General features: G+C 62.3%; 27 protein-coding genes and 1 tRNA gene. 7 read left to right on the plus strand and 21 right to left on the minus strand.

Features of this window, described 5'->3' with window-relative positions; all coding sequences use genetic code 11:
- The first annotated feature begins 95 nt into the window (after positions 1-95).
- Positions 96-776, plus strand: coding sequence for a TetR/AcrR family transcriptional regulator (locus C2L64_RS16275; protein ID WP_086909667.1), 681 nt, complete (start codon positions 96-98; stop codon positions 774-776).
- Positions 777-804: 28 nt separating this feature from the next.
- Positions 805-1,374, plus strand: a complete 570-nt coding sequence (locus C2L64_RS16280; RefSeq protein WP_090836738.1) for a DUF1415 domain-containing protein — start codon at positions 805-807, stop codon at positions 1,372-1,374.
- 21 nt (positions 1,375-1,395) lie between these two features.
- Here the strand turns inward: C2L64_RS16280 and C2L64_RS16285 are convergent, their stop codons facing one another.
- Positions 1,396-2,226, minus strand: coding sequence for a class I SAM-dependent methyltransferase (locus C2L64_RS16285; protein ID WP_007731782.1), 831 nt, complete (start codon positions 2,224-2,226; stop codon positions 1,396-1,398).
- Between the two features lie 392 nt (positions 2,227-2,618).
- Here C2L64_RS16285 and C2L64_RS16295 point away from each other — a divergent pair, with 392 nt between their 5' ends.
- The 3 genes from C2L64_RS16295 (at position 2,619) to C2L64_RS16305 (ending at position 6,222) form a co-directional block, all read left to right on the plus strand.
- Positions 2,619-2,939: a type II toxin-antitoxin system HicA family toxin gene (locus tag C2L64_RS16295; RefSeq protein WP_007731784.1), complete on the plus strand. Its 321-nt coding sequence runs from the start codon at positions 2,619-2,621 to the stop codon at positions 2,937-2,939.
- A 426-nt stretch (positions 2,940-3,365) separates the two neighbouring features.
- On the plus strand, positions 3,366-4,655 hold the full coding sequence (locus C2L64_RS16300; protein ID WP_086909669.1) for an MFS transporter: 1,290 nt from the start codon (positions 3,366-3,368) through the stop codon (positions 4,653-4,655).
- Positions 4,656-4,677: 22 nt separating this feature from the next.
- Positions 4,678-6,222, plus strand: a complete 1,545-nt coding sequence (locus tag C2L64_RS16305) for a UxaA family hydrolase (protein ID WP_090836734.1) — start codon at positions 4,678-4,680, stop codon at positions 6,220-6,222.
- A 22-nt stretch (positions 6,223-6,244) separates the two neighbouring features.
- Here the strand turns inward: C2L64_RS16305 and C2L64_RS16310 are convergent, their stop codons facing one another.
- Entirely contained in the window at positions 6,245-6,454 is a 210-nt protein-coding gene (locus C2L64_RS16310) for a DUF1059 domain-containing protein (RefSeq protein WP_007731795.1), read from the minus strand.
- A 269-nt stretch (positions 6,455-6,723) separates the two neighbouring features.
- Here C2L64_RS16310 and C2L64_RS16315 point away from each other — a divergent pair, with 269 nt between their 5' ends.
- Complete coding sequence (locus tag C2L64_RS16315; protein WP_090836732.1) at positions 6,724-7,992, plus strand: TIGR03862 family flavoprotein; 1,269 nt, start codon at positions 6,724-6,726, stop codon at positions 7,990-7,992.
- A gap of 9 nt (positions 7,993-8,001) precedes the next feature.
- Here C2L64_RS16315 and C2L64_RS16320 read toward each other — a convergent pair whose 3' ends face one another.
- The 8 genes from C2L64_RS16320 to C2L64_RS16355 all read right to left on the minus strand — a co-directional run bounded on the left by C2L64_RS16320 (position 8,002) and on the right by C2L64_RS16355 (position 14,404).
- A complete protein-coding gene (locus tag C2L64_RS16320) occupies positions 8,002-9,147 on the minus strand; it encodes a methyltransferase (RefSeq protein ID WP_009771330.1) in 1,146 nt (381 codons plus the stop codon).
- 150 nt (positions 9,148-9,297) lie between these two features.
- Positions 9,298-9,373: transfer RNA gene (locus C2L64_RS16325), tRNA-Thr, on the minus strand.
- Positions 9,374-9,399: 26 nt separating this feature from the next.
- Positions 9,400-9,882, minus strand: a complete 483-nt coding sequence (locus C2L64_RS16330; RefSeq protein WP_086909672.1) for a ClpXP protease specificity-enhancing factor — start codon at positions 9,880-9,882, stop codon at positions 9,400-9,402.
- 69 nt (positions 9,883-9,951) lie between these two features.
- Complete coding sequence (locus C2L64_RS16335) at positions 9,952-10,563, minus strand: glutathione S-transferase N-terminal domain-containing protein (protein ID WP_006052302.1); 612 nt, start codon at positions 10,561-10,563, stop codon at positions 9,952-9,954.
- Between the two features lie 96 nt (positions 10,564-10,659).
- Positions 10,660-11,415: a cytochrome c1 gene (locus tag C2L64_RS16340; RefSeq protein WP_007731808.1), complete on the minus strand. Its 756-nt coding sequence runs from the start codon at positions 11,413-11,415 to the stop codon at positions 10,660-10,662.
- A gap of 23 nt (positions 11,416-11,438) precedes the next feature.
- Entirely contained in the window at positions 11,439-12,821 is a 1,383-nt protein-coding gene (locus C2L64_RS16345; protein WP_086909673.1) for a cytochrome b, read from the minus strand.
- Entirely contained in the window at positions 12,821-13,438 is a 618-nt protein-coding gene (petA, locus tag C2L64_RS16350) for a ubiquinol-cytochrome c reductase iron-sulfur subunit (protein WP_009771328.1), read from the minus strand. Before petA ends, C2L64_RS16345 begins: the two co-directional genes overlap by 1 nt.
- Before the next feature lie 219 nt (positions 13,439-13,657).
- Positions 13,658-14,404 (minus strand): Nif3-like dinuclear metal center hexameric protein, encoded by a 747-nt coding sequence (locus C2L64_RS16355; RefSeq protein WP_007731817.1) that lies wholly within the window; start codon positions 14,402-14,404, stop codon positions 13,658-13,660.
- A gap of 19 nt (positions 14,405-14,423) precedes the next feature.
- Between C2L64_RS16355 and C2L64_RS16360 the strand changes: the two genes are divergently transcribed.
- On the plus strand, positions 14,424-15,632 hold the full coding sequence (locus tag C2L64_RS16360) for a Do family serine endopeptidase (RefSeq protein ID WP_086909675.1): 1,209 nt from the start codon (positions 14,424-14,426) through the stop codon (positions 15,630-15,632).
- A 103-nt stretch (positions 15,633-15,735) separates the two neighbouring features.
- Here C2L64_RS16360 and tatC read toward each other — a convergent pair whose 3' ends face one another.
- The 11 genes from tatC to C2L64_RS16415 form a co-directional block, all read right to left on the minus strand.
- Positions 15,736-16,515 carry a twin-arginine translocase subunit TatC gene (gene tatC, locus C2L64_RS16365; RefSeq protein WP_007731831.1) on the minus strand — a complete coding sequence of 260 codons (780 nt, stop codon included), beginning with the start codon at positions 16,513-16,515 and terminating at the stop codon, positions 15,736-15,738.
- A gap of 42 nt (positions 16,516-16,557) precedes the next feature.
- The gene (gene tatB / locus C2L64_RS16370) at positions 16,558-17,106 is read right to left on the minus strand and encodes a Sec-independent protein translocase protein TatB (RefSeq protein WP_009771327.1); all 549 of its coding nucleotides are present in this window, start codon (positions 17,104-17,106) and stop codon (positions 16,558-16,560) included.
- Positions 17,107-17,162: 56 nt separating this feature from the next.
- Positions 17,163-17,399 carry a Sec-independent protein translocase subunit TatA gene (gene tatA / locus C2L64_RS16375; protein ID WP_007731834.1) on the minus strand — a complete coding sequence of 79 codons (237 nt, stop codon included), beginning with the start codon at positions 17,397-17,399 and terminating at the stop codon, positions 17,163-17,165.
- Positions 17,400-17,715: 316 nt separating this feature from the next.
- Positions 17,716-18,081 carry a histidine triad nucleotide-binding protein gene (locus tag C2L64_RS16380; protein ID WP_007731835.1) on the minus strand — a complete coding sequence of 122 codons (366 nt, stop codon included), beginning with the start codon at positions 18,079-18,081 and terminating at the stop codon, positions 17,716-17,718.
- Positions 18,082-18,124: 43 nt separating this feature from the next.
- Positions 18,125-18,520, minus strand: coding sequence for a DUF4870 family protein (locus C2L64_RS16385; protein ID WP_007731836.1), 396 nt, complete (start codon positions 18,518-18,520; stop codon positions 18,125-18,127).
- A 114-nt stretch (positions 18,521-18,634) separates the two neighbouring features.
- Positions 18,635-19,009: a phosphoribosyl-ATP diphosphatase gene (locus C2L64_RS16390; RefSeq protein ID WP_007731837.1), complete on the minus strand. Its 375-nt coding sequence runs from the start codon at positions 19,007-19,009 to the stop codon at positions 18,635-18,637.
- Positions 19,006-19,413 carry a phosphoribosyl-AMP cyclohydrolase gene (gene hisI, locus C2L64_RS16395; protein ID WP_007731838.1) on the minus strand — a complete coding sequence of 136 codons (408 nt, stop codon included), beginning with the start codon at positions 19,411-19,413 and terminating at the stop codon, positions 19,006-19,008. Before hisI ends, C2L64_RS16390 begins: the two co-directional genes overlap by 4 nt.
- A 1-nt stretch (position 19,414) precedes the next feature.
- Positions 19,415-20,188 (minus strand): imidazole glycerol phosphate synthase subunit HisF, encoded by a 774-nt coding sequence (hisF, locus tag C2L64_RS16400; protein ID WP_007731839.1) that lies wholly within the window; start codon positions 20,186-20,188, stop codon positions 19,415-19,417.
- 147 nt (positions 20,189-20,335) lie between these two features.
- The gene (hisA, locus tag C2L64_RS16405; RefSeq protein ID WP_007731840.1) at positions 20,336-21,088 is read right to left on the minus strand and encodes a 1-(5-phosphoribosyl)-5-[(5-phosphoribosylamino)methylideneamino]imidazole-4-carboxamide isomerase; all 753 of its coding nucleotides are present in this window, start codon (positions 21,086-21,088) and stop codon (positions 20,336-20,338) included.
- 198 nt (positions 21,089-21,286) lie between these two features.
- Positions 21,287-21,928, minus strand: coding sequence for an imidazole glycerol phosphate synthase subunit HisH (hisH, locus tag C2L64_RS16410; RefSeq protein ID WP_090836728.1), 642 nt, complete (start codon positions 21,926-21,928; stop codon positions 21,287-21,289).
- Entirely contained in the window at positions 21,925-22,545 is a 621-nt protein-coding gene (locus tag C2L64_RS16415) for a MarC family protein (RefSeq protein ID WP_009771323.1), read from the minus strand. The genes hisH and C2L64_RS16415 overlap by 4 nt, the downstream gene beginning before the upstream one ends.
- Positions 22,546-22,561: the final 16 nt, after the last annotated feature.

The following is a 22,561-nucleotide window of genomic DNA, read 5'->3' on the forward strand; positions in this document are numbered from 1 at the left end:
ATAGACTTGTGACTGACTCGTCACAATCGGTGTTGCGATCTTAGTTACCGATCGGTAACATGTCAAGGCGTCGACTCAAGGACCACAACACCATCATGGCTAATTCCGACACCGCCAAACGCGCGCCGAGCCGTCGTTCGCAAACGGCAGATCCTGATACCGCCAAGCGCGCGGCGAGCCGTCGTTCGCAAACGGCCGGCTCGGAAGCGCAGCAGCATCTTTTGCGCGCCGCCGCTGATCTGTTCTACAAGGAAGGCGTGCGCGCGGTGGGCGTCGATGCCGTCGTCGAGCGGGCGGGCGTCAACAAGATGAGTCTGTACCGCCAGTTCTCTTCGAAAGACGATCTGGTGGTGGCGTACCTGGAACAGTCGGACGAGCAGTTCTTCAGACGTTTCGACGAAAGCCTGGCCAAACATCCGGGTGAGCCTCGGAAACAGGTCGTCCAGTATTTCGAGGATCTGGCAGGGCGCGCGTCGAAGGAAGACTATCGCGGCTGCCCGTTCGTCAATGTATCGGCGGAATTTCCGGACCCGGCGCATCCGGCGCGGCTCTGTGTACTGAACAACAAGACGAAGCTGATGGATCGGCTCCACGCGCTCTGCACGGAAGCAGGCGCACGCGATCCGGGCGAGCTAGCGAACGCGCTCGCGTTGCTGATCGAAGGGATCTACGCGTCGAGCCAGACCTACGGCCCGGGTTGCGGACCGATTTCGGTCGCGCCGCGAGTGGCAGAACAACTTGTCGCGCAGGCGTGCGGAGAGGCGTCGGTAAAATAGCGGTTTTGCGTTTCCTGCCTGCACCGCCATGTCTTCAACGTCCCCTCTTTCGCACGATGCCATCCTCGACGCCGCGCGCCACTGGCTGACGCGTGCCGTGATCGGGCTAAACCTGTGCCCGTTCGCGAAAGCAGTGCATGTGAAAAACCAGATTCGCTACGCGATCAGCGAAGCGACGGGCATGGAAGGCGTATTGACCGATCTGGAAGCGGAGCTGCGCACTTTGGCGGATGCCGATCCCGCCGCCATCGACACGACGCTGCTCATCATTCCGCACGCGCTCGGCGATTTCCTCGAATACAACGACTGCCTGTTCTTTGCGGACCGGATGGTGAAGCAACTGCGCCTCGAAGGCACGCTGCAGATCGCCAGCTTTCACCCTCAGTATCAATTCGAAGGCCACGAGCCGGACGATATCGAAAACTACACGAACCGCGCGCCCTATCCGATTCTGCATTTGCTGCGGGAAGCGAGCATCGACCGCGCGGTCGACGCCTTTCCGGACGCCGCCGACATCTACGAGCGCAACATGGATACGTTGCGCCGTCTCGGCCCGGAAGGCTGGCACAAATGGATGAGCGAGCAGGCCAAAGACTGACCGGCTAACGCTCGGCGGGGCTCACGCCTCAACGTAGAACCGCTCGCGCAGTTCCGGAATGCCGAGCGTGTCCATCACTTCATTGAGCCGCTCGGCGGGCCGCCGGCGCGGCAAGTCCTTGTAAGTCGCGACGATGAGCTCGTTCTTCATCGAATGCTCCCAGCCGACCAGCTCCGTCACGTTGACCTGATAGCCGTGCGCTTCCAGTTGCAGGCAGCGCAGCACGTTGGTGATCTGACTGCCGAACTCGCGCGTATGTAGCGGATGCCGCCAGATTTCCGTCAAAGCGTTCGCCAGCGACTTACCCTTGTTCCTGCGCAGTACGCCTGCCACTTCCGCCTGACAGCACGGCACGACGACGATGTATTTCGCATGTTTTTCGAGCGCGAAGCGGATGGCGTCGTCGGTGGCCGTATCGCACGCGTGCAAGGCGGTGACGATGTCCACGTTCGGCGGCAGTTTGTCCGATGTAATCGATTCGGCTACGGAAAGATTAAGAAACGACATACCCTTGAAGCCGAGGCGTGCCGCCAGCTCTTCTGACTTCGAGACGAGCTCCTCGCGCGTCTCAATGCCGTAGATATGCGAGTTATCCCGCAGTTCCTTGACGAACAGGTCGTAGAGAATAAAGCCGAGGTAGGACTTGCCCGCGCCGTGATCAACTAGGGACAGTTCGCCTTTCGTCTCTTTTACGTCCTGGAGCAACGGTTCGATGAACTGAAACAGGTGGTAGACCTGCTTGAGCTTGCGGCGGCTGTCCTGGTTCATCTTGCCGTCGCGCGTGAGGATATGGAGTTCCTTCAGCAGCTCGACGGACTGGTTAGGACGGACTTCGTAGGATTTGCTGGACATCGAATGAGCGTGCCACCGATTGCATCGCGAACGTGCGTCAGGTGACGGAAAAAGGGAAAAGTGTCTGTCAGTTTACCCAAAGCGCGCGGGACGGTCCCAGTTCTTGCGCGCGGACTGCGACATCGCACCCGGCCTGGAATCGTTCGTGCATGAGAATCGCCCGGGTTCGAACCTGCTGAAAAGCGTGTCGCAAGGCAGTCGTCTGATGCAAGCCAGATATAGCATGGCGGCTTGCAAGATACATAAAGAAAGACAAGCTACCGGTTACTGCAACGTCGAAAAACCGCCGGTACGCGTGGGGGAGGTCGAGCCGGAACAGGGGTTCGAACGTTACGTAACCTGAAGTGCGCCGGGACTGCAACGAAGCGCGCTCGGATCTGATGAGGCGGCAAATGGATACGACACCCAACGGAAACGCCGAGCAGAAGTTTCAGGAGCTCATGGCGAAGCTGCTGGCCACACCCGAGTGGACAGAAAAGCAGCAACTGGAACTCGAAATGGCGCGCGACATCTCGGTCGAGATGCTGCGGCTCGCGGAAGTCATGCGCGACGGCAGCGTCGATATGGAGACGTGCCTGACCCTGCTCAAATACGCGAAAGTGCTGGACTTCGTGATGACGACGCTCGCGTCGCGCCGCGACATCAAGCCTCAGACGCTGCGCGTGATCTTCAAACTGGCCGGACTCAAAGTCGACGAAGCCTATCCGGGCTGAGTCCGCCGACGGCTGCGCGGCCCGCTCGCGCAGCCGTTTTCCGAGTTTTCCGCGCTTTCCCTTTGTCTGCTGCGGCTCGTAGCCGATCGCGACAGCCTTTGGCCAAGGTTTTTCACCTCGGCCCACGCGTAGCTTCCCTTTTCCCCTCGCGTCTCACATGCTGATGTCGCTGCGTCGCAGCATGCGCCTGCACGAGATGACTTCTATCATGCCCAACTGGTCAGGCCGAAATTCAATAAGCGCATAAGACGCAAGCCGCCTCTTCGTCCCGACTCATCCAATACGGTAGTCCCGCCGCAGAGCGGGACGCCGACACACAGCATCCGCCACACGCTCGCAGCACGACGTAGGAAAGCGGCCACCGGACCGGCATCGCCGAGGGGCGCCAACCATACGACAGATGCCGCCAAAGGAGGAGACGTCGTCATGAGGAAAATGCGGTGGGTGGTGATCTTGCTCTGCTTTCTTGCTATCGCGGTGAACTACATCGACCGCGCGAATCTGGCCGTCGCCGCGCCTGAAATCCAGAAGGCGCTCGGCATCGGACCCGCGCAGATGGGCTTTATCCTGAGCGGCTTCTTCTGGACTTACGCGCTGATGCAGATGCCGTTCGGCTGGTTCGTCGATCGCGTCGGCGCGCGCATCGCGTTGCCGCTCGCAGTCGGCTGGTGGTCGCTGTTCACGGCGGCGACGGCGGGCGCGAGCAGCGTCGCCGGCATGTTCGGCTGCCGGCTGATGCTCGGCGTCGGCGAGGCGGGCGCGTATCCGTCCTGCGCGAAACTGGTCAGCCAATGGTTCAAACCGTCGCAGCGCGCGCTGGCGACGAGCATCTTCGACAGCGGCTCGCGCGTCGGCTCGGCGCTGTCGATTCCCGTCGTCGCGCTGATCATCGGCACGCTTGGCTGGAAGGCGTCGTTCGTCGTCACGGGGATCATCGGCGCGGTGTGGATCGTCGGTTGGCTCGTGATCTACCGCAGCCCGGCGCACGGCGACATGACGGGCGAGCAGGACGTCGTGCCCGATACCCGCGCCGCGCGCGCCGCCGACAAGGTCACATGGGCGTCGCTGTTTCGCCATCGCACGCTGTGGGGCATGATGCTCGGCTTCTTCTGCCTGAACTTCGTGATCTATTTCTTCATCACGTGGTTTCCGAGCTACCTCGTGCAAACGCGTGGCTTTTCGCTGAAGTCGCTCGGCACGCTCGGCATGATTCCCGCGCTGATGTCGATTCCGGGCGGCTGGATCGGCGGGCTGGTGTCGGATGCGCTGTTCCGGCGCGGCTGGAGCCTCACGGCCGCGCGCAAGACGTGCATGGTCGGCGGTATGCTGGTGTCGTCGGTGATCACGCTGTCGGCGTTCACGTCCAACATCTATCTGATGCTCGCGTTCTTCGGCATCGCGTACGGCAGCCTCGCGTTCGCCGCCGCCAGCATCTGGTCGCTGCCCGCCGACGTCGCGCCCACCCCGCGTCACGTCGCGTCGATCAGCGGCATCCAGAACTTCGCGTCGAACCTGGCGGGGATCGTCATCACGACGTTCACGGGCGTCATGGTTGCGCTGACCAAAGGCTCGTTCACGATTCCGCTGGTTGTCGCGGGCGGCTTCTGCTTTTTGGGCGCGTTCAGCTATCTTGTGATCGTCGGCCGCATCGAGCCACTGCCCGCCGATCCCGAGCGCCCATACGTGCCGGAAGGCGCGCAACGCTCGCACGTCTGATTTTTCAATAAGGCACCGAATCATGTCGACAGCCATCGCCGCGCACGCCGCAATCCGCCTTCATCCGAACGACGACGTGATCATCGCGACGCGCCAGCTCGTGTCGGGCACGCGCATCGAAACCGAGGACCTGGTCGTGACGGGTCTGATTCCGCCCGGCCACAAGATCGCGACGCGCGCGATCGCAAAGGGCGAGCCCGTCAAGCGCTACAACCAGATCATCGGCGTCGCGCGCGAGGCGATTGCCCGCGGACAGCACGTGCACACGCACAACCTAGGCATGGCCGAATTCGCGCGCGAGCACGAATTCGGCGTCGACACGCATCCGACTGCCGCGGCCCGTGAGCCGGCGCATTTCATGGGCATCCGTCGCGCGGACGGCCGCGTCGCGACGCGCAACTACATCGGCATTCTGACGAGCGTGAACTGCTCGGCGACCGTCGCGCGCGCCATCGCCGATCATTTCCGGCGCGACGTGCATCCGGAAGAACTCGCGGCGTTCCCGAACGTCGACGGCGTGATCGCGTTGACGCATGGACTTGGCTGCGGCGTCGATCTGCGCGGCGAAGGCATGGCGATCCTGCAGCGCACGCTGGTGGGTTACGCGGCGCACGCGAACTTCGCGTCGGTGCTGTTCGTCGGGCTGGGTTGCGAGACGAACCAGATTGGCGGCGTGCTCGAATCGGGCGGTCTCGCCGATAACACCGCGCAACTGCGCAGCTTCACGATTCAGGACAGCGGCGGCACGCGCAAAACCATCGAGCGCGGTATCGCGATGGTGCGCGACATGCTCGCCGACGCGAACCGCGCGGTGCGCGAGAAGGTGAGCGCGTCGCATCTGATCGTCGGCTTGCAGTGCGGCGGCTCGGACGGTTATTCGGGGATATCGGCGAATCCGGCGCTGGGCGCGGCCGTCGACCGGCTCGTGCAGCATGGCGGCACGGCGATATTGTCGGAGACGCCCGAAGCCTACGGCGCCGAGCATCTGCTCACGCGCCGCGCGGTGAGCCGCGAAGTCGGCGAGAAGCTGCTGGCGCGCATCGCGTGGTGGCAGGACTACTGCTCGCGCAACGGCGCGGCACTCGATAACAATCCGTCGGCGGGAAACAAGGTCGGCGGCTTGACGACCATTCTCGAGAAGTCGCTCGGCGCGGTGGCGAAAGGCGGCACGACAAACCTCGTCGACGTGTACGAGTACGCGCAGCCGATTCGCGCGAAGGGTTTCGTATTCATGGATTCGCCCGGCTACGACCCGATGTCGGCGACAGGCCAGGTCGCGTCGGGCGCGAACCTGATCTGCTTCACGACGGGGCGCGGCTCCGCATATGGCTGCGCGCCGTCGCCCTCGTTGAAGCTCGCGACCAACACCGCGCTGTGGGAACGCCAGGAAGAAGACATCGACATCAACTGCGGCGGCGTGATCGACGGCACGGCATCCATCGATCAGCTCGGCGCGGACATCTTCCAGATGATGCTCGACTGCGCGTCGGGCACGCGCTCGAAAAGCGAACTGCACGGCTACGGACAGAACGAGTTCGTGCCCTGGCAAGTCGGCGTGGTGACCTGAGCGCGGATCGACCGGACTGACGTTATGCGGCAGGCGCGCCGAGCGGCGGCGTGCCGTCGTGGAACATCGACTTCAATTGCGCGCGCAGTTCGGGCGAGTCGCTGTGCTTGTGCGCCTGCATCGCGTGCGCGACGGCGGCTTCGAGCAGTTCGTTTTCCGAATCTGCGCACAGGGCGACCGTGCAGTTGATGTCGCTCGGGCATTCGCGGCAATCGATGTATTTGCGGCCCATGACAGACTCCTCAGATCAAAGTGATCGCGCGCAACGCGTGCGTTGGCGTCGCCTCGGCGTGCATATCGGTGAGGCTTCGGGCAGCGGGAAATGCGTAAGTTGTGCGCGGCTGGGCGGCGCGGCGCGCGCCGGAAAGGAAGGTGTGTGAGAAAAGTATAGGTCGCAGTGTGTGCATGCCTGCTCCGGGTTTGCCCCGCTTCCAGGCGGGTGGGACAATACCGGCCTTCGCGCCGAGCGCGTTTCACCGCCATCCACGTCACTTTTCATCGATGCCGAATTCGTCCGATCACCCCACGCATCACGCCCGCGTTGCCGTTATCGGCGGCGGCCCTGCGGGGCTGATGGCCGCCGAAGCGCTGGCGAGCGGAGGCGCGCGCGTCGACGTGTACGACGCGATGCCGTCCGTCGGGCGCAAGTTTCTGATGGCAGGCAAAGGCGGCATGAACATCACGCACTCCGAGCCGATCGAGCCGTTTCTCGGCCGCTATGGCAAGCGCCGCGCTGACATCGCGCCGTTGCTCGATGTGTTTGGCCCGCACGCGCTGCGCGCGTGGCTTGACGAACTGGGTGTCGCGACATTTGTCGGCAGCTCGGGCCGTGTGTTTCCGACTGACATGAAAGCCGCGCCGATGCTGCGCGCGTGGCTGCATCGGTTGCGGGAAGCGGGCGTGCAATTTCACATGCGGCACAAATGGATCGGCTGGGCTGAGCCCGCTTCGTCCGATGCGCATGGCCTGCGCTTCGCGACGCCCGAGGGTGAGCGCGAAGCGAGCGTGGATGCTGTTGTGTTCGCCTTGGGCGGCGGCAGTTGGGCGCGCCTCGGGTCCGATGCCGCGTGGGTTCCGTTGATGCAGCAACGCGAGATTCCCGTCGCGCCGCTGCTACCTGCGAACTGCGGCTTCGACGCGGACTGGACCGATTACTTCCGCGAACGCTACGCGGGCCAGCCGGTGAAGCCGGTTTCGATCGCCGTCGAAAGCGTGGACGGCACGGTCCAGCATCGACAAAGTGAGTTCGTCGTGACTTCGACGGGGATCGAAGGAAGCCTTGTGTATGCGTTGTCTTCGGTGATTCGCGATCGCCTGCTCGCCAATGGCGAAGCAACGATAACGCTCGATCTCGCGCCGGGCCTGAGCGCGCAGCGCGTGATCGACGAAGTCACGCGGCCGCGCGGCTCGCGATCAATGTCGAGTCACTTGCATAGCCGTATCGGTATCACGGGCGTGAAGCTCGGCTTGCTGCACGAGTGTTTGTCGAAGGAAGACTTCACCGATGCCGCGAAGCTCGCGCCAGCCATCAAGTCATTGCCGCTGCGGCTGACGCGCGCGCGGCCCATCGACGAAGCGATCAGCAGCGCGGGCGGTATTCCGTTCGAAGCGCTCGACGACGCGTTGATGATCCGGCAACTGCCCGGCGTGTTCTGCGCGGGCGAGATGCTCGACTGGGAATCGCCGACGGGCGGCTATCTGTTGACCGCATGCTTCGCCAGCGGCCTCGTGGCTGGACGCGGCGCGCTGGCTTATAGCCTTCGGCGCTAGTTCACCAGGTCACGGCTTCGTTGCGATTCTCTTGGGCTTGAGCCGCCACAGCGACGTGACTTCGGCCTTGCGCGCGGCGTGCAGCGGGTCGGCGGCGTCCGTCGCTTTCGGATGACGCGGCTTGATGTCCTCGCGTCCGGCGACGACCAGACCCGCATTGTCGATCGCAGCCAGCAGCCAGTCGCGCGTGCGCATGCCCAGATGTTCCGCGAAGTCCGACAGAATCAGCCAGCCCTCGCCGCCCGGTGAAAGATGATCGGCGAGTCCGTTCAGAAAACCGAGCAGCATGCGGCTTTCGTAGTCGTACACGGCGCTTTCGATCGGCGACGCCGGACGCGCGGGCACCCACGGCGGATTGCAGACGACGAGCGGCGCGCGCCCTTCGGGAAACAGATCGGCTGCGATCAGCTCGACCTGACTGTCGTAGCCGAGCCGCGTGAGATTCTCTCTCGCACACGCGAGAGCGCGCGGGTCCTGATCGGTTGCGACGATACGCTTGACGCCCCGCTTCGCGAGAACCGCCGACAGCACGCCCGTGCCGGCGCCGATATCGAACGCCTTTTGCTGCGATGGCAGCGGCGTTCGCGCGACCAGATCGACATACTCGCCGCGCACGGGCGAAAACACGCCGTAGTACGGATGGATGCGCTCGGCGAGCGCGGGAATTTCGACCCCCTTCTTGCGCCACTCATGCGCGCCGATCAGGCCGAGCAGCTCGCGCAGCGACACCACGGAAGGCTCCTGCGCGGGCGGGCCGTAGACTTCCTCGCATGCCTGCTGGACGTTCGGCGCGCGGCGCAATGGGATCGTGTAGTCGCCTTCGAGCGGAATCAGCAGCATGCCGAGCGTGCGCGCGCGCTGCGACTGCGCCTGCCGGTGCAGGTTGAAGGCGTCCAGCGGGGTTTCGGCAACCTGTTTGCGCGGCTTGCGTTCGAGCCGGCGGGTCATCGCTTGCAGCAACTGACGCGCGTTCTGGAAATCGCCGCGCCACAGCAGCGCGGTGCCTTCGCAGGCGAGGCGATAGGCGACGTCGGCTGTCGTGCGATCGTCAGCGATGACGACGCGCTTCGCGGGCGGAACGGCGGCTTCCGAGCGCCAACGAGCGGATTGCGGGCCGTCGGCTTCGGGCCAGGTCAGCGTGGGGAAATTGGTCATGTCCGTATTGTATTGAACCGTTGGGCCTCGTCGACATCGTGTCCGTTTCGGAGGGATGAGACTTTTGAGGACGACTGAACGGGAGACAGTGGAGTGGACCAAAGAAAAACGGGTTACACGGTATGCCCGTGTAACCCGTTTTTTTGATACTGGTGCCGGCTGCAGGACTCGAACCCGCCACCTCATGATTACAAGTCAAGCGCTCTACCTGATGAGCTAAGCCGGCGTGAGACTTGAGACCGCGATTCTACTTCATTTCACGACTTTGAGGTGACCTCTTCCGCCGCCTTTTGTTCCATCGTCATCAGGTCGCGGCTCTTCATCGGCTTCGCTGACTTTTTCCGCAGCAGCCTGTGGCGTGGCTTCCGGCGCTTCCGCGATCAAGGCTTCTTCGTCCTCGGAATCCGTCGCCTCGCCGCCCGCCGACTCGACCGGGAACGCCATGCCCTGCCCGTTCTCGCGCGCGTAAATGGCGAGCACGTTCGCAACGGGCACCTCGATCTTGTGCGACTTGCCCGAGAACCGCGCGTTGAACTCGATCCACTCGTTGCCCATCTGCAGCTGGCTCGTCGCCTCGAAGCTGATGTTCAACACGATCTCGTTGTCGCGCACGAACTGGCGCGGCACACGCGTCTGGTTGTCGACACGCACCGCGATATGCGGCGTATAGCCGTTATCGGTACACCATTCGTACAGCGCGCGCAGCAGGTACGGCTTCGTGGAAATCTCTTGCATCAACTGTCCTTTTGCCGGGCAGGCGCGCGAACCAGACGCCGCGCGCCACACCCGAAGCCAATCTCAAACTCAGCGGCGCATCACCTTTTCCGACGGCGTCAGCGCTTCGATATAGGCCGGACGGCTGAAAATACGCTCGGCGTACTTCATCAGCGGCGCGGCGTTCTTCGACAGTTCGATGCCGTAGTGATCCAGACGCCACAAGAGCGGCGCGATCGCGACGTCGAGCATCGAGAATTCTTCGCCGAGCATGTACTTGTTCTTCAGGAAGATCGGTGCGAGCTGCGTCAGGCGGTCGCGAATAGCCAGGCGCGCCTTTTCGTGGTTCTTCTCGGCGGCCTTGCCCTTCTCGTTCTCGAGCGTGCCGACGTGGACGAACAGCTCCTTCTCGAAATTGAGCAGGAACAGACGTGCGCGAGCGCGCTGGACGGGATCGGCGGGCATCAGTTGCGGATGCGGGAAGCGCTCGTCGATGTACTCGTTGATGATGTTCGATTCGTACAGGATCAGATCCCGTTCGACGAGGATCGGCACCTGACCATACGGATTCATCACGGCGATGTCTTCCGGTTTGTTGAACAGGTCGACGTCGCGGATTTCGAAGTCCATGCCCTTTTCGAACAACACCAGCCGGCATCGCTGGGAGAACGGGCAAGTAGTGCCGGAATACAGAACCATCATGTTTGCGTTTCCTCAAAAAACTTAAAGGGCCAGCGAGCGGGAAAAACCGTTTTTCAGGTCTCCCCTTGCGCCGGCCCCACACCAGTTACGGCGTGACTATTTGATATCTTTCCAGTACGCGGCGTTCAGTCGCCAGGCTAAAAAGCTCAGGACGCCCAGAAACAGCAGCACCCACACGCCAAGCTGGCGACGGGTCTTCTGCGTCGGTTCGGACATCCATGACAGGTACGACACGAGGTCGGCCACAGCAGAATCATAATCTACCGGCGACACCGTCCCCGGCGTGACCTGCTGGTATCCCACGAATTTCTTGACCTTTTCCTTCGTGTGTTCGTCGATTTCGTCTTCGAACTTCGCCGTTCTCTGCCCCTGAAGCTCCCACAGCACGTGAGGCATGCTCACGTTCTCGTACACCATATTGTTCCAGCCGGTCGGCCGTGTGTCATCGCGGTAGAAACTGCGCAAATACGTATACAGCCAGTCGCGGTTTCTTGCCCGCGCTTCCACCGACAGATCCGGCGGCAGCGCGCCGAACCACGCTTTCGCGTCGTCGGGGCGCATTGCGACCGTCATCGTGTTACCGACTTTATCTGTCGTGAACAGCAGGTTTTTTTCAATTTCCTTCTGCGAAATGCCGATATCCTGCAATCGGCTGTACCGCATCAGGCTCGCACTATGGCAATTCAGGCAGTAGTTTACAAACAATTGGGCGCCATGCTGCAACGAGGCAATATTGTCCGCGTTGTCGGGCGCACGGTCGAGCGGGAATTCGCCTTCCGCGCGAACGGACGAAGCGGATAGCGCCAGCACGGTTGCACCGAGCAGCGCGAGCGTCGAAAGCAGTTTTCTCATTTTCGTTTTCTCCTGGCTCGCGGTTAGTGGGGTTTGAACCGCACTCGTTCGGGCGGCTGCTTGAACTTGCCAAGCGGCGTCCAGAACGGCATGCCGAGGAAAAACGCGAAATAGATCAGCGCGCAGATCTGTGCGATCAGCGTCGAGGCTGCCGACGGCGGCTTGGTTCCGAGGAACGCCAGCGTCAGAAAGGCCAGGACGAAGATCCCGTAAAACACCTTGTGGAAAAACGGCCGGTAGCGGATCGATTTCACCGGCGACCGGTCGAGCCACGGCAGGAAGAACAGCGACACCACCGCGCTGCCCATCACCACCACGCCCCAGAACTTGGACTCCGTGAACGCCATCGCGAGGATCACCAGAATGGCGAGCACGGGCAGGCCGAGCTTCCACTTGCCGCGCGCGCGGATCAGCGCGAACAGCCCGAGCAGACCAATCACGATCATCAGCACGATCTTGAACGGGTCGGTCGTGGCGCGCAGCATCGCGTAGAACGCGGTGAAGTACCAGACTGGCGCGATTTCCGGCGGCGTCTGCAGCGGGTTTGCCGGGACGAAGTTGTTCGCCTCGAGGAAGTAGCCGCCCATTTCCGGCGCGAAGAAGATGATCGCCGCGAACACCATCAGGAAGACGCACACGCCCATGAAGTCGTGCACCGAGTAGTACGGGTGGAACGGAATGCCATCCAGCGGAATGCCGTTCGCGTCCTTCTTCGCCTTGATCTCGATGCCGTCCGGGTTGTTCGACCCCACTTCATGCAGCGCGACGATGTGCGCGACCACCAGCCCCAGCAGCACCAGCGGAATCGCGATCACGTGAAACGCGAAGAAGCGGTTCAGCGTGACGTCGGACACGACGTAGTCACCGCGAATCCACAGCGACAGGTCCGGACCGATGAACGGAATCGCCGAGAACAGGTTCACGATCACCTGCGCGCCCCAGTACGACATCTGGCCCCACGGCAGCAGATAGCCGAAGAACGCCTCGGCCATCAGGCACAGGAAAATCGCGCAGCCGAAGACCCACACCAGTTCGCGTGGCTTGCGGTACGAGCCGTACAGCAGCCCGCGGAACATATGCAGATACACGACGACGAAGAACATCGACGCGCCCGTGGAGTGCATGTAGCGGATCAGCCAGCCCCATGGCACCTCGCGCATGATGTATTCGACCGATGCGAACGCGAGCAGCGAATCGGGCTTGTAGTTCATCGTCAGGAAGATGCCCGTGACGATCTGATTGACCAGCACCAGCAGCGCCAGCGAGCCGAAGAAGTACCAGAAGTTGAAGTTCTTCGGCGCGTAGTACTCGGAGACGTGAGCTTTCCAGGTCGCCGTCATCGGAAAGCGGCGATCGATCCAGCCCGTGAGTCCCGTTGTTTCTACTTCTTTTTCGGTCGTCGCCATTACGCTTCTCCTTTCTCGTCCTTGCCGATCACGAGCGTGTTGCCGGTGATCATGTAAGGCGGGATGTCGAGGTTTTGCGGCGCAGGTTTGTTCTTGAAGACGCGGCCGGCCATGTCGTAGGTCGAGCCGTGGCAGGGGCAGAGGAAACCGCCCGGCCAGTCGTCGGGGAGATTGGGCTGCGCGCCTTCCTGGAAGCGCGGAGTCGGCGTGCAGCCCAGATGGGTGCACACCGCGACGGCAACGAAAAGATTCTTGTGGTCGGCGCGCGAGCGGAACTCGTTCTTGGTGTAGTCCGGCTCGGGCATCGAAAACGGGTTCTTGCTTTCCGGATCGGCGACTTCCTTGTCGGCCTTCTGGACGTCGGCCAGCTGCTTGTCAGTGCGATTGATGATCCAGACAGGCTTGCCGCGCCATGCGACCGTCATCATGTCGCCTGGCTTGAGGTTGGAGATATCGACTTCGACGGGGGCTCCCGCCGCCTTGGCTTTTTCGGATGGTGCAAATGAACTAACAAAGGGTACGACGGTGGCGACTCCTCCGATGCCACCTGCTACGGTCGTCGCAATCAGCCAGCTACGGCGGCCGCCATCGACGCGTTCATCTTCCTTGTCTCGCATCACACGCCCCACTTCTGAGTTGGATTTTTCCTTCACGTCGGGTCTACCGCCGCTAGTTTGCTCGAATGGAGTCGGCATTTACAAGGGCCGATTGCCAAAAACCGTGCGAAGTCATTGATAAATCAGGGTTTCCCCGCACGGATCGCAAACATTTTTACGGCTTTTATTAAGCATTTCCTCCGTTTTTCAATCCTTTTCTTCGCCTAATCCGGCCGGCATTCAAACTGGATTATGAATATCAATAAAAAGGTGTTCCAGCTCGAACTGCTCGGACAGATGCGCGCCCAGCGCCTGTACCCCGTAGCGCTCGGTCGCGTGATGACCGGCCGAGATGAACGCTACACCGCTTTCCGCCGCCGTGTGCACGATCGGCTCGGAGATTTCCCCCGTCAGATAGACGTCCGCCCCGGCGTCGATCGCTGCGTCGAAATAGCCCTGCGCCGCGCCCGTGCACCACGCGACGCGGCGCAAATTCTTGTCAGGGTCGCCGAACACGAGCGGCGTGCGGCCGAGGGTCTGCTCAACCTCCGCGGTGAAGTGCGCGAGCGTGATCGGCATGGGCAGCGTGCTCATCCAGCCGATGTCGTTTTCGCCGAAACGGCCGTCGGCGATCAGACCGAACTTCGCGCCGAGCTGCGCGTTGTTGCCGTACACAGGATGATCGTCGAGTGGCAGATGAAAAGCGAACAGATTCAGGTCATTTGCGAGCAGCGCCTTGAGCCGCTGATATTTGCGGCCGGTGATCTGCGGCGCCTCGTTGCGCCAGAAGTAGCCGTGATGGACCAGCACGGCGTCCGCGCCCCACTCCAGCGCGGCTTCCAGGAAGGCCAGCGACGCTGTCACGCCCGTCGCGATTTTCTCTACCTTGCGCCGCCCTTCGACCTGCAGACCATTGGGGCAATAGTCCTTGAACCGCGAAGTTTCAAGGAGATTGTTCAAGTACAATTCGAGTTCGATCCGATCCATATCACCCTCTAATTTTCAGATGCTCAGACGCTTTTGGCTGTTCTTCGCCCAGGCGGTGACCGTGCTGCTGGCGCTGATGTTCATCATTGCGACCCTCAAACCGCAGTGGCTGCAGCGTCAAGGGCAGTTCGGCAAGCAACTGGCCGAGCCGATCGTCGCGCTCCGAGAGGTGGCACCCGGAATCGGTAGCGGCAGCAATGCCCAGAATTCCTACGCGGACGCGGCGCAAAAGGCGATGCCCGCCGTCGTCAACGTGTTTTCCAGCAAGGACGGCTCGCTTCCGCCCGACCCGCGCGCGAAAGATCCGCTGTTCCGCTACTTCTTCGGCGACAAGAACAAAAAGCAGCACGAGCAACCCGCGGCCAATCTCGGCTCGGGCGTTATCGTGAGTTCGGAAGGTTACATTCTAACGAACCAGCACGTCGTGGACGGCGCCGATCAGATCGAAATCGCGCTCGCCGACGGACGCACCACGAACGCGAAGGTGATCGGCGTCGATCCCGAGACCGATCTCGCCGTGCTGAAGGTCAACATGACGAATCTGCCGACCATCACGCTCGGCCGCATGGACCAGACTCGCGTCGGCGATGTGGTGCTCGCGATCGGCAATCCGTTCGGCGTCGGGCAGACGGTGACCATGGGTATCGTCAGCGCGCTTGGCCGCAATCACCTCGGCATCAATACGTTCGAGAACTTCATCCAGACCGACGCGCCGATCAATCCCGGCAACTCGGGCGGCGCGCTCGTCGACGTGAACGGTAACCTGCTTGGCATCAACACGGCGATCTACTCGCGCTCGGGCGGATCGCTCGGTATCGGTTTCGCGATTCCTGTTTCGACGGCGCGCAGCGTGCTCGAAAGCATCATCACGACGGGCACCGTGACGCGCGGCTGGATCGGCGTCGAGCCGCAGGACGTGACGCCGGAGATCGCGGAATCGTTCGGGCTGGATCAGAAGTCAGGCGCGATCGTCGCGGGCGTGCTCAAGGGCGGCCCCGCCGACAAGGCGGGGATCAAGCCCGGCGACATTCTGGTGTCGGTCAACGGCCAGGACATCACCGATACCACGCGCCTTCTGAACGTGATCGCGCAGATCAAGCCCGGCACCGACGCGAAGGTGCATCTGGTGCGCAAGAACAAGGAAATGGATCTGAACGTGATGATCGGCAAGCGCCCGCCGCCACCGAAACAGCCTTCAGACGAAGGCGATGACGACGATGGCGGTTGAGCGATCAATCGGTCGGCCGGTCGGTTAGCGAAGTCAAACAAAAAGGGCAGTCTCCAACGGAGCACTGCCCTTTTTTGCTTTCTTGACGCGCCTCGGCGTTCGTTCAGCTCGCCGCCCCGCCCTCGTTTTCAGCCCTGGCGACCGGTTTGCTGACAAAGAGCCGCGCCGCGATGATCCCCGCTTCGTACAGCACGATCAGCGGGATCGCGAGAATCAGCTGCGAGAACACGTCCGGCGGCGTCACCACGGCAGAGATCACGAACGCGCCGACGATCACGTACGGCCGGATCTCCTTGAGCTTCTTGATCGTCAGTATGTTCATGCGTACGAGCAACACGACGACGATCGGCACTTCGAACGTCACGCCGAAGGCGAGGAACATCGTCAGCACGAAACTCAGGTAATTGTCGATATCCGTGGTCATCTCCGCACCGAGCGGCGCGTTGTAATGCGCCATCACGCGGAAGATCGTCGGAAACACGACGAAATACGCGAACGCCATCCCGCACAGAAACAGCGTATAGCTGCTGCCGACGAGCGGACCGACCAGCTTCTTCTCGTGCTGATACAGGCCGGGCGCGACGAACGCCCAGATCTGGTACAGCACGATCGGCAGCGCGATCACGAAGGCGACGAGCATCGTCACTTTCATCGGTACGAAGAACGAGCCGGTGACGTCGGTGACGATCATCTTGCCGTCCTTCGGCAGATTGTTCATCAGCGGACGCGCGAGCAGCCGGAAGATGTCGGGCGCCCAGTAGACGAGCCCGACGAATACGACAATCACCGAAATGCCCGCGCGGATGATGCGGTCGCGCAGTTCGACGAGATGCGAGATGAAGGTCTCTTCAGTGCCTTCGTTCTGATTTTGGGGGTCGCTCACGCCGGCCCTCGGTAGGAGATTGATGCGCGGGACATCGGACGATCAGAAAAAACGTGTCGGCCGACGCATGCTGACAGGCGTATGCCGTGCGACGCGCGCGGCGCCCGACTGTACGCGCGTGCGCCGCAACGTTGCGCGCTTGTACCAGTTCGGCGTGGCCGTCTGCTTCACGCGCCAGTTCTTGCGTTTGGACGCGGCGGCGTCGGTGCTGCGCCAGGACGTGCCGTCCGTTGTCGCGGCGGAACCGTCGGTCGCGGTCATCAGGCTGTCCGTCGCGCCGCCCGCAATGCTCGGCGACACCGACGTGCCCTGCGTCCACGCTTCGTTCAGTTCCGTTTCGTGCTTGCGCACGTTGTCGTGAATCGTGCTTTCGACGTTATGCGCCGCGGATTCGAACTCGGTCTTCATGCGACGCAATTCGTCGAGCTCGATCTCACGCGTGACTTCGGCCTTCACGTCGTTGACATAGCGCTGCGCGCGGCCGAACAGCGCGCCCGCCGTGCGAGCCACGCGCGGCAGGCGCTCAGGGCCGAGCACGACCAGCGCGACCACGCCGATCAACGCCATCTTGGTTAAACCGAGGTCCAGCATGGATAGGGCTTCCCGTCAGTGCGCGCGTGTCAGCGCAAGCTTCGGCTGGCGCCGGATTAGCGGGAATCGCCGGAATGCGGCGCCTTTTCCTTCGCGTCGACATCAACGGTGTTCGTGCGCGAGAGCTGGTCGCGCTGCTGCCCTTCAGGTGTTTCGCCGTCCTTCATGCCCTCCTTGAAGCCCTTCACCGCGCCGCCCAGATCAGTACCGATATTGCGCAGCTTCTTCGTGCCGAACACCAGTGCGACGATCAGCAGAACGATCAGCCAATGCCAAATACTCAACGAACCCATAAGAATCTCCTTAACCCCCACCGTCGTGCCTGGCGACGGCAACTATGCGCCTTGCGGCCTGAATCGAAGCACGCTTCACGAACACGCCCCGTCTGCAAAACTACCGCCGACGCCACTTTATTGCGTCAGCGCCCTCGGTCCCATTATGAACATGTCTGCGAGTCGCTGTCGTTACATCCCTACATAAAGTCACGACGTCGCAATACCGGGCCCGCCATTGTGCGTAGTCAAAAAGCGGATGCGGCGAATCTTTGTCGATCGGCTCCGTACCGAACGTGCGCCAACTCGCCTGTTTCGCTGCGCGTTTGACCCGCCGTCAGCCCATCCTCAACCACGGGCGCGGTCCCGCCAGCAGATGCGCGTGCAGGTGATAAACCTCCTGCCCCCCGCCGGGCCCCGTATTGATGACCGTGCGGAAACCCGTCTGCCCGCCCTTGTACGCAACGCCCAGCTGATCGGCGAGACGTGCAACCAATATCAACATTTTACCAAGCAGGGCCGAATCGCTCTCGGTACAGTTCGACAGCGTCTCGATGTGCTTGCGAGGTATCACGAGCACATGCGTTTCGGCCGCCGGACGGATGTCGCGGAACGCGACGAACTCGTCGTCTTCGTGGACTTTCGTCGACGGGATTTCGCCCGCGGCGATCTTGCAGAAAAGGCAGTTCGGATCGTGGCTCATGGTCTCGGTGGACGGCGAACGCGGCGCGCGCCAGATGCGCTGCTCAGAACCAGCCGCGCGGGTTCGTCAGCGGCTTGTTGTCGTACAGATACAGCCAGCCTTTGATGATACGGTACAACGTCCAAATCGCAACAGCCCACAGGATAGGCACGCCGATCAGCACGATGAACAGCGCAACGCCGATCAGATGCCCGATCAGCCCCATCCAGAACGTGCGGATCTGCCACTCGAAATGCGCTTCGTATGGCGTGCCGATAGTCTCTGGCCGCTTGATGTAGTTGATGATGATCGCGATCAGCACCGAGATGCCGCCCGTCAGCCAGTACACGGCGTAGAGCGCGTAGATGATGTGCGTCAGCGTGCGCAGGCTGCGCTGCCGGTCGATTTCGACTGCGCTCTGATACGACGGTGGCGGATAACCGCCGTGCGACTGTTCCATGCTTGCGTCCTCCTGGAGGGGCGAATGGATACTGTTGCTGTGCCGGTGCTGCGTGTCTCGTCGCTATGTTTCGCCGCGCGCATGCTTGCGCGCGCGGCTATGTCCTGCTCGGGCTCAGTCGCCGTTCTGCTCGCGATCGCGGCTCTTGCGCAATGCCTTTTCCTCGATGCCCGACAAGCCTTCGCGACGCTCGAGTTCGGCGAGCACGTCGGCGGGATTCAGGTCGAAGTGCGACAGCATCACGAGGCAATGAAACCATAGATCGGCTACTTCACCGACGAGCGCCTTGCGCTCCGCGCCGAGGCGCACGTCCTTCGCGGCCAGCACGACTTCCGTGGCTTCCTCGCCGATCTTCTTCAGCACCGCGTCGTCGCCCTTGTGGAACAGGCGCGACACGTACGAAGCGTCGGGATCGCCGCCCTTGCGGCTGTCGATGACGGCAGCGAGACGCCGAAGCGTATCGTTCGTCGATTGCGTGTTTTGCGTCATTTGTAGATGTGTTCGGGGTCTTTCAGCACGGGATCGACGGCAACCCAGTTACCGGCATCGACCGAGCCTTCGAATTTCTGGAAAAAGCACGAATGCCGGCCCGTGTGGCAGGCGATGCCCGACACCTGCTCGACCTTCAGCAGCACGACGTCTTCGTCGCAATCGAGCCGCACCTCATGCACACGCTGCACGTGGCCCGATTCTTCGCCCTTGAACCACAGGCGCTGGCGCGAGCGCGAAAAATAGACGGCGCGGCCCGTTTCGATCGTCTTCGACAGCGCTTCGCGGTTCATCCACGCGAACATCAGCACGTCGTTGGTCGATGCTTCCTGCGCGATCACGGGCACGAGGCCGTTCGCGTCCCACTTCACTTTGTCGAGCCAGCCGACTTCAGACGGATTCACGTTACAACCTCACCGAAATGCCCTGATCGGCCATGAAGCGCTTGCACTCGCCGACCGTGTGCTCGCCATAGTGGAAGATGCTCGCGGCCAGCACGGCGTCCGCGCGGCCGTCCTTGATGCCGTCGGCCAGATGCTGCAACGAACCGACGCCGCCCGACGCGATCACGGGAATGGACACCGCGTCCGACACGGCGCGCGTCAGTGCAATGTCGAATCCGCTCTTCGTGCCGTCGCGGTCCATGCTGGTCAGCAGGATTTCGCCCGCACCCAGTTCGGCCATCTTGCGCGCCCATTGGACGGCATCGAGGCCCGTATTCTTGCGGCCGCCGTGCGTGAAGACTTCCCAGCGCGGCGTTTCGCCATCGGCCGACACGCGCTTCGCGTCGATCGCGACGACGATGCACTGCGAGCCGTATTTATCGGTCGAATCGCGTACGAGCTGCGGATTCGCCACCGCCGACGAATTCATGCTGACCTTGTCCGCGCCCGCGTTCAGCAGACGCCGCACGTCTTCGACGGCGCGCACGCCGCCGCCGACGGTCAGCGGAATGAACACCTGCGAAGCCACCGCTTCGATGATCGGTAGAATCAGGTCGCGCTGGTCTGACGTGGCGGTGATATCGAGGAACGTGAGTTCGTCCGCGCCCTGCTCGTCGTAGCGACGCGCGATTTCGACGGGGTCTCCCGCGTCGCGCAACTCGACGAAGTTGACGCCCTTGACCACGCGGCCAGCCGTGACGTCCAGACAGGGAATGATGCGTTTAGCTAAAGCCATGATCTTGCTCTGTTCTTGCCAGTACCGCTGGTGATGCCGCTCGCCGTGCTTCAAAGCGCGGGGAACGGCGCAAGGCCGGCATGCCGGACGCTCTGCGTGCCTGTGAACGATGCCTCAGGCGCGCACGATGCGCAGACGACCCGGCGCTCAGGCGTCGTCCGATTCGCGCAAGCGGTCCGCGTGCGTCTGCGCCGCGGCAAAGTCCAGGTCGCCCGAATAGATCGCGCGGCCGCAGATCACGCCTTCGATCCCCTCGGCTTCCACTTCGCACAGCGCGTCGATATCGCCCATGTTCGACAGGCCGCCGCTCGCGATCACGGGAATCTTCACCGCGCGCGCGAGGCGCACCGTCGCCTCGATGTTGATGCCCTGAAGCATGCCGTCGCGGCCGATGTCCGTGTAGATGATCGACTCGCAACCGTAGTCCTCGAACTTGCGCGCGAGGTCCACCACTTCGTGGCCCGTCAGCTTGCTCCAGCCGTCGGTGGCGACCTTGCCGTCTTTCGCATCGAGGCCGACGATGATATGCCCGCCGAACGCCGTGCACGCTTCGAGCAGGAAGCCGGGGTTCTTCACGGCCGCCGTGCCGATGATCACGTACTCGAGGCCGTCGTCCAGATAGCGCTCGATCGTGTTCAGGTCGCGGATGCCGCCGCCCAGTTGCACGGGAATCTCGCCGCCGACTTCTTCGATGATCGCGCGAATCGCGTCTTCGTTCTTCGGCTTGCCGGCGAATGCGCCGTTCAGGTCGACGAGGTGCAGGCGCCGCGCGCCGCGGTCGACCCAATGTCGGGCCATCACCGCCGGTTCCTCGTGGAAAATCGTCGCCTGGTCCATATCGCCCTGTTTGAGGCGTACACACTGACCGTCTTTCAGGTCGATGGCGGGGATCAGCAGCATAGCAATCGGGTGTTGTCAGGGAGAAAAGTTGAAGATCGGCTGGCGGGAAATCAGGCTGCCGCCCGCGCCAGGCCGTTCCGCTAGTTTAGTACATGTCTTTCGGCGACCTTGCCAACGGTCGTCCGATGCGTGTGCATCGGAGCGAGGCAGCGAGAACGGACGGAGAACATGGACGGTTAAAGATGCTGACGGCAGGGATCAGGGATTCCAGTCCACGAAGTTGCGATACACGCGCAAGCCCGCGTCGGCGCTCTTTTCCGGGTGGAATTGGGTCGCAAAAATGTTATCCCGCGCCACTGCCGAGGTAAAGGGCACGCCGTACACGGTTTCGCCCGACGTATGCGCGGCGATTTCCGGCACGACGTAATAGCTGTGCACAAAGTAGAAGAACGCGTTGTCGGCGACGCCGTCCCACAACGGGTGCGGCTGCGTCTGACGGACACGGTTCCAGCCCATCTGCGGCACCTTAAAGCGCGAGCCGTCGTCCTGCAGCTGGCCTTCCAGATCGAAGCGCACCACCTTGCCGGGCAACAGGCCCAGGCCCTTCGTAGCGCCTTCCGCGCTCCAGTCGAACAGCATCTGCTCGCCGACGCACACGCCCATCAGCGGCTTGCTGCGCGACGCTTCGACGACGGCTTCCTGCAAGCCGGATTCGCCGAGCGAGCGCATGCAGTCGGGCATCGCGCCCTGGCCCGGCAGCACCACGCGGTCCGCCGCGCGGATCGCTTCGGGCTTGTCGACGATCGCCACGTCCGCTTCCGGCGCGGCTTTCTTCAACGCCTGGGCGACCGAGCGCAGGTTGCCCATTCCGTAATCCACAATCGCAATCGAAGTTTTCATTTCAAGTTAGGCAGCAACGCCTTCAATCCGTTGACGATGAACTCCACCGCCAGCGCCGACAACATCAAACCCATCAACCGCGTGCCGATGTTGATTCCCGTCCGACCGACCCAGCGGGCAATCGGTTCAGCAAGACTCAGCGATCCGAAACAGAGCGCCGCAATCACAGCGCCGATGCCAATCAGAGTAATCCGCTCGTACCAATGAGGATAGCTGGCCGAATAGACTAGGACAGTACTGATAGAGCCCGGCCCCGTCAGCAGCGGAATCGCCAGCGGCACGACGGCGATGTTGTCCTTCATCTCCGCCTCGTGACGCTCTTCCGGCGTCGAGCGTGCATTGCCGACCTGCGCGTTCAGCATGCTGATCGACATCAGCAGCATGATGATGCCGCCGCCCACTTCGAGCGCGCCGATCGAAATGCCGAAGAAGCGGATGATCTGCTGCCCGAGCAACGTGCTCACCGTAATCACGCAGAACACCGAAATCGACGTGACACGGATCGTGCGGCGCTGTTCAGCGGGCGACAGCTGCGACGTCAGGCTCAGAAAGAACGGTATCGCGCCGACCGGGTTGATCAACGCCAGCAGCGAAATAAACGACTTGATGGTGTCCATCTCAAGCCGGCCGCGC

This window comes from Paraburkholderia hospita, assembly GCF_002902965.1.
Taxonomy (GTDB): Bacteria; Pseudomonadota; Gammaproteobacteria; order Burkholderiales; family Burkholderiaceae; genus Paraburkholderia; species Paraburkholderia hospita.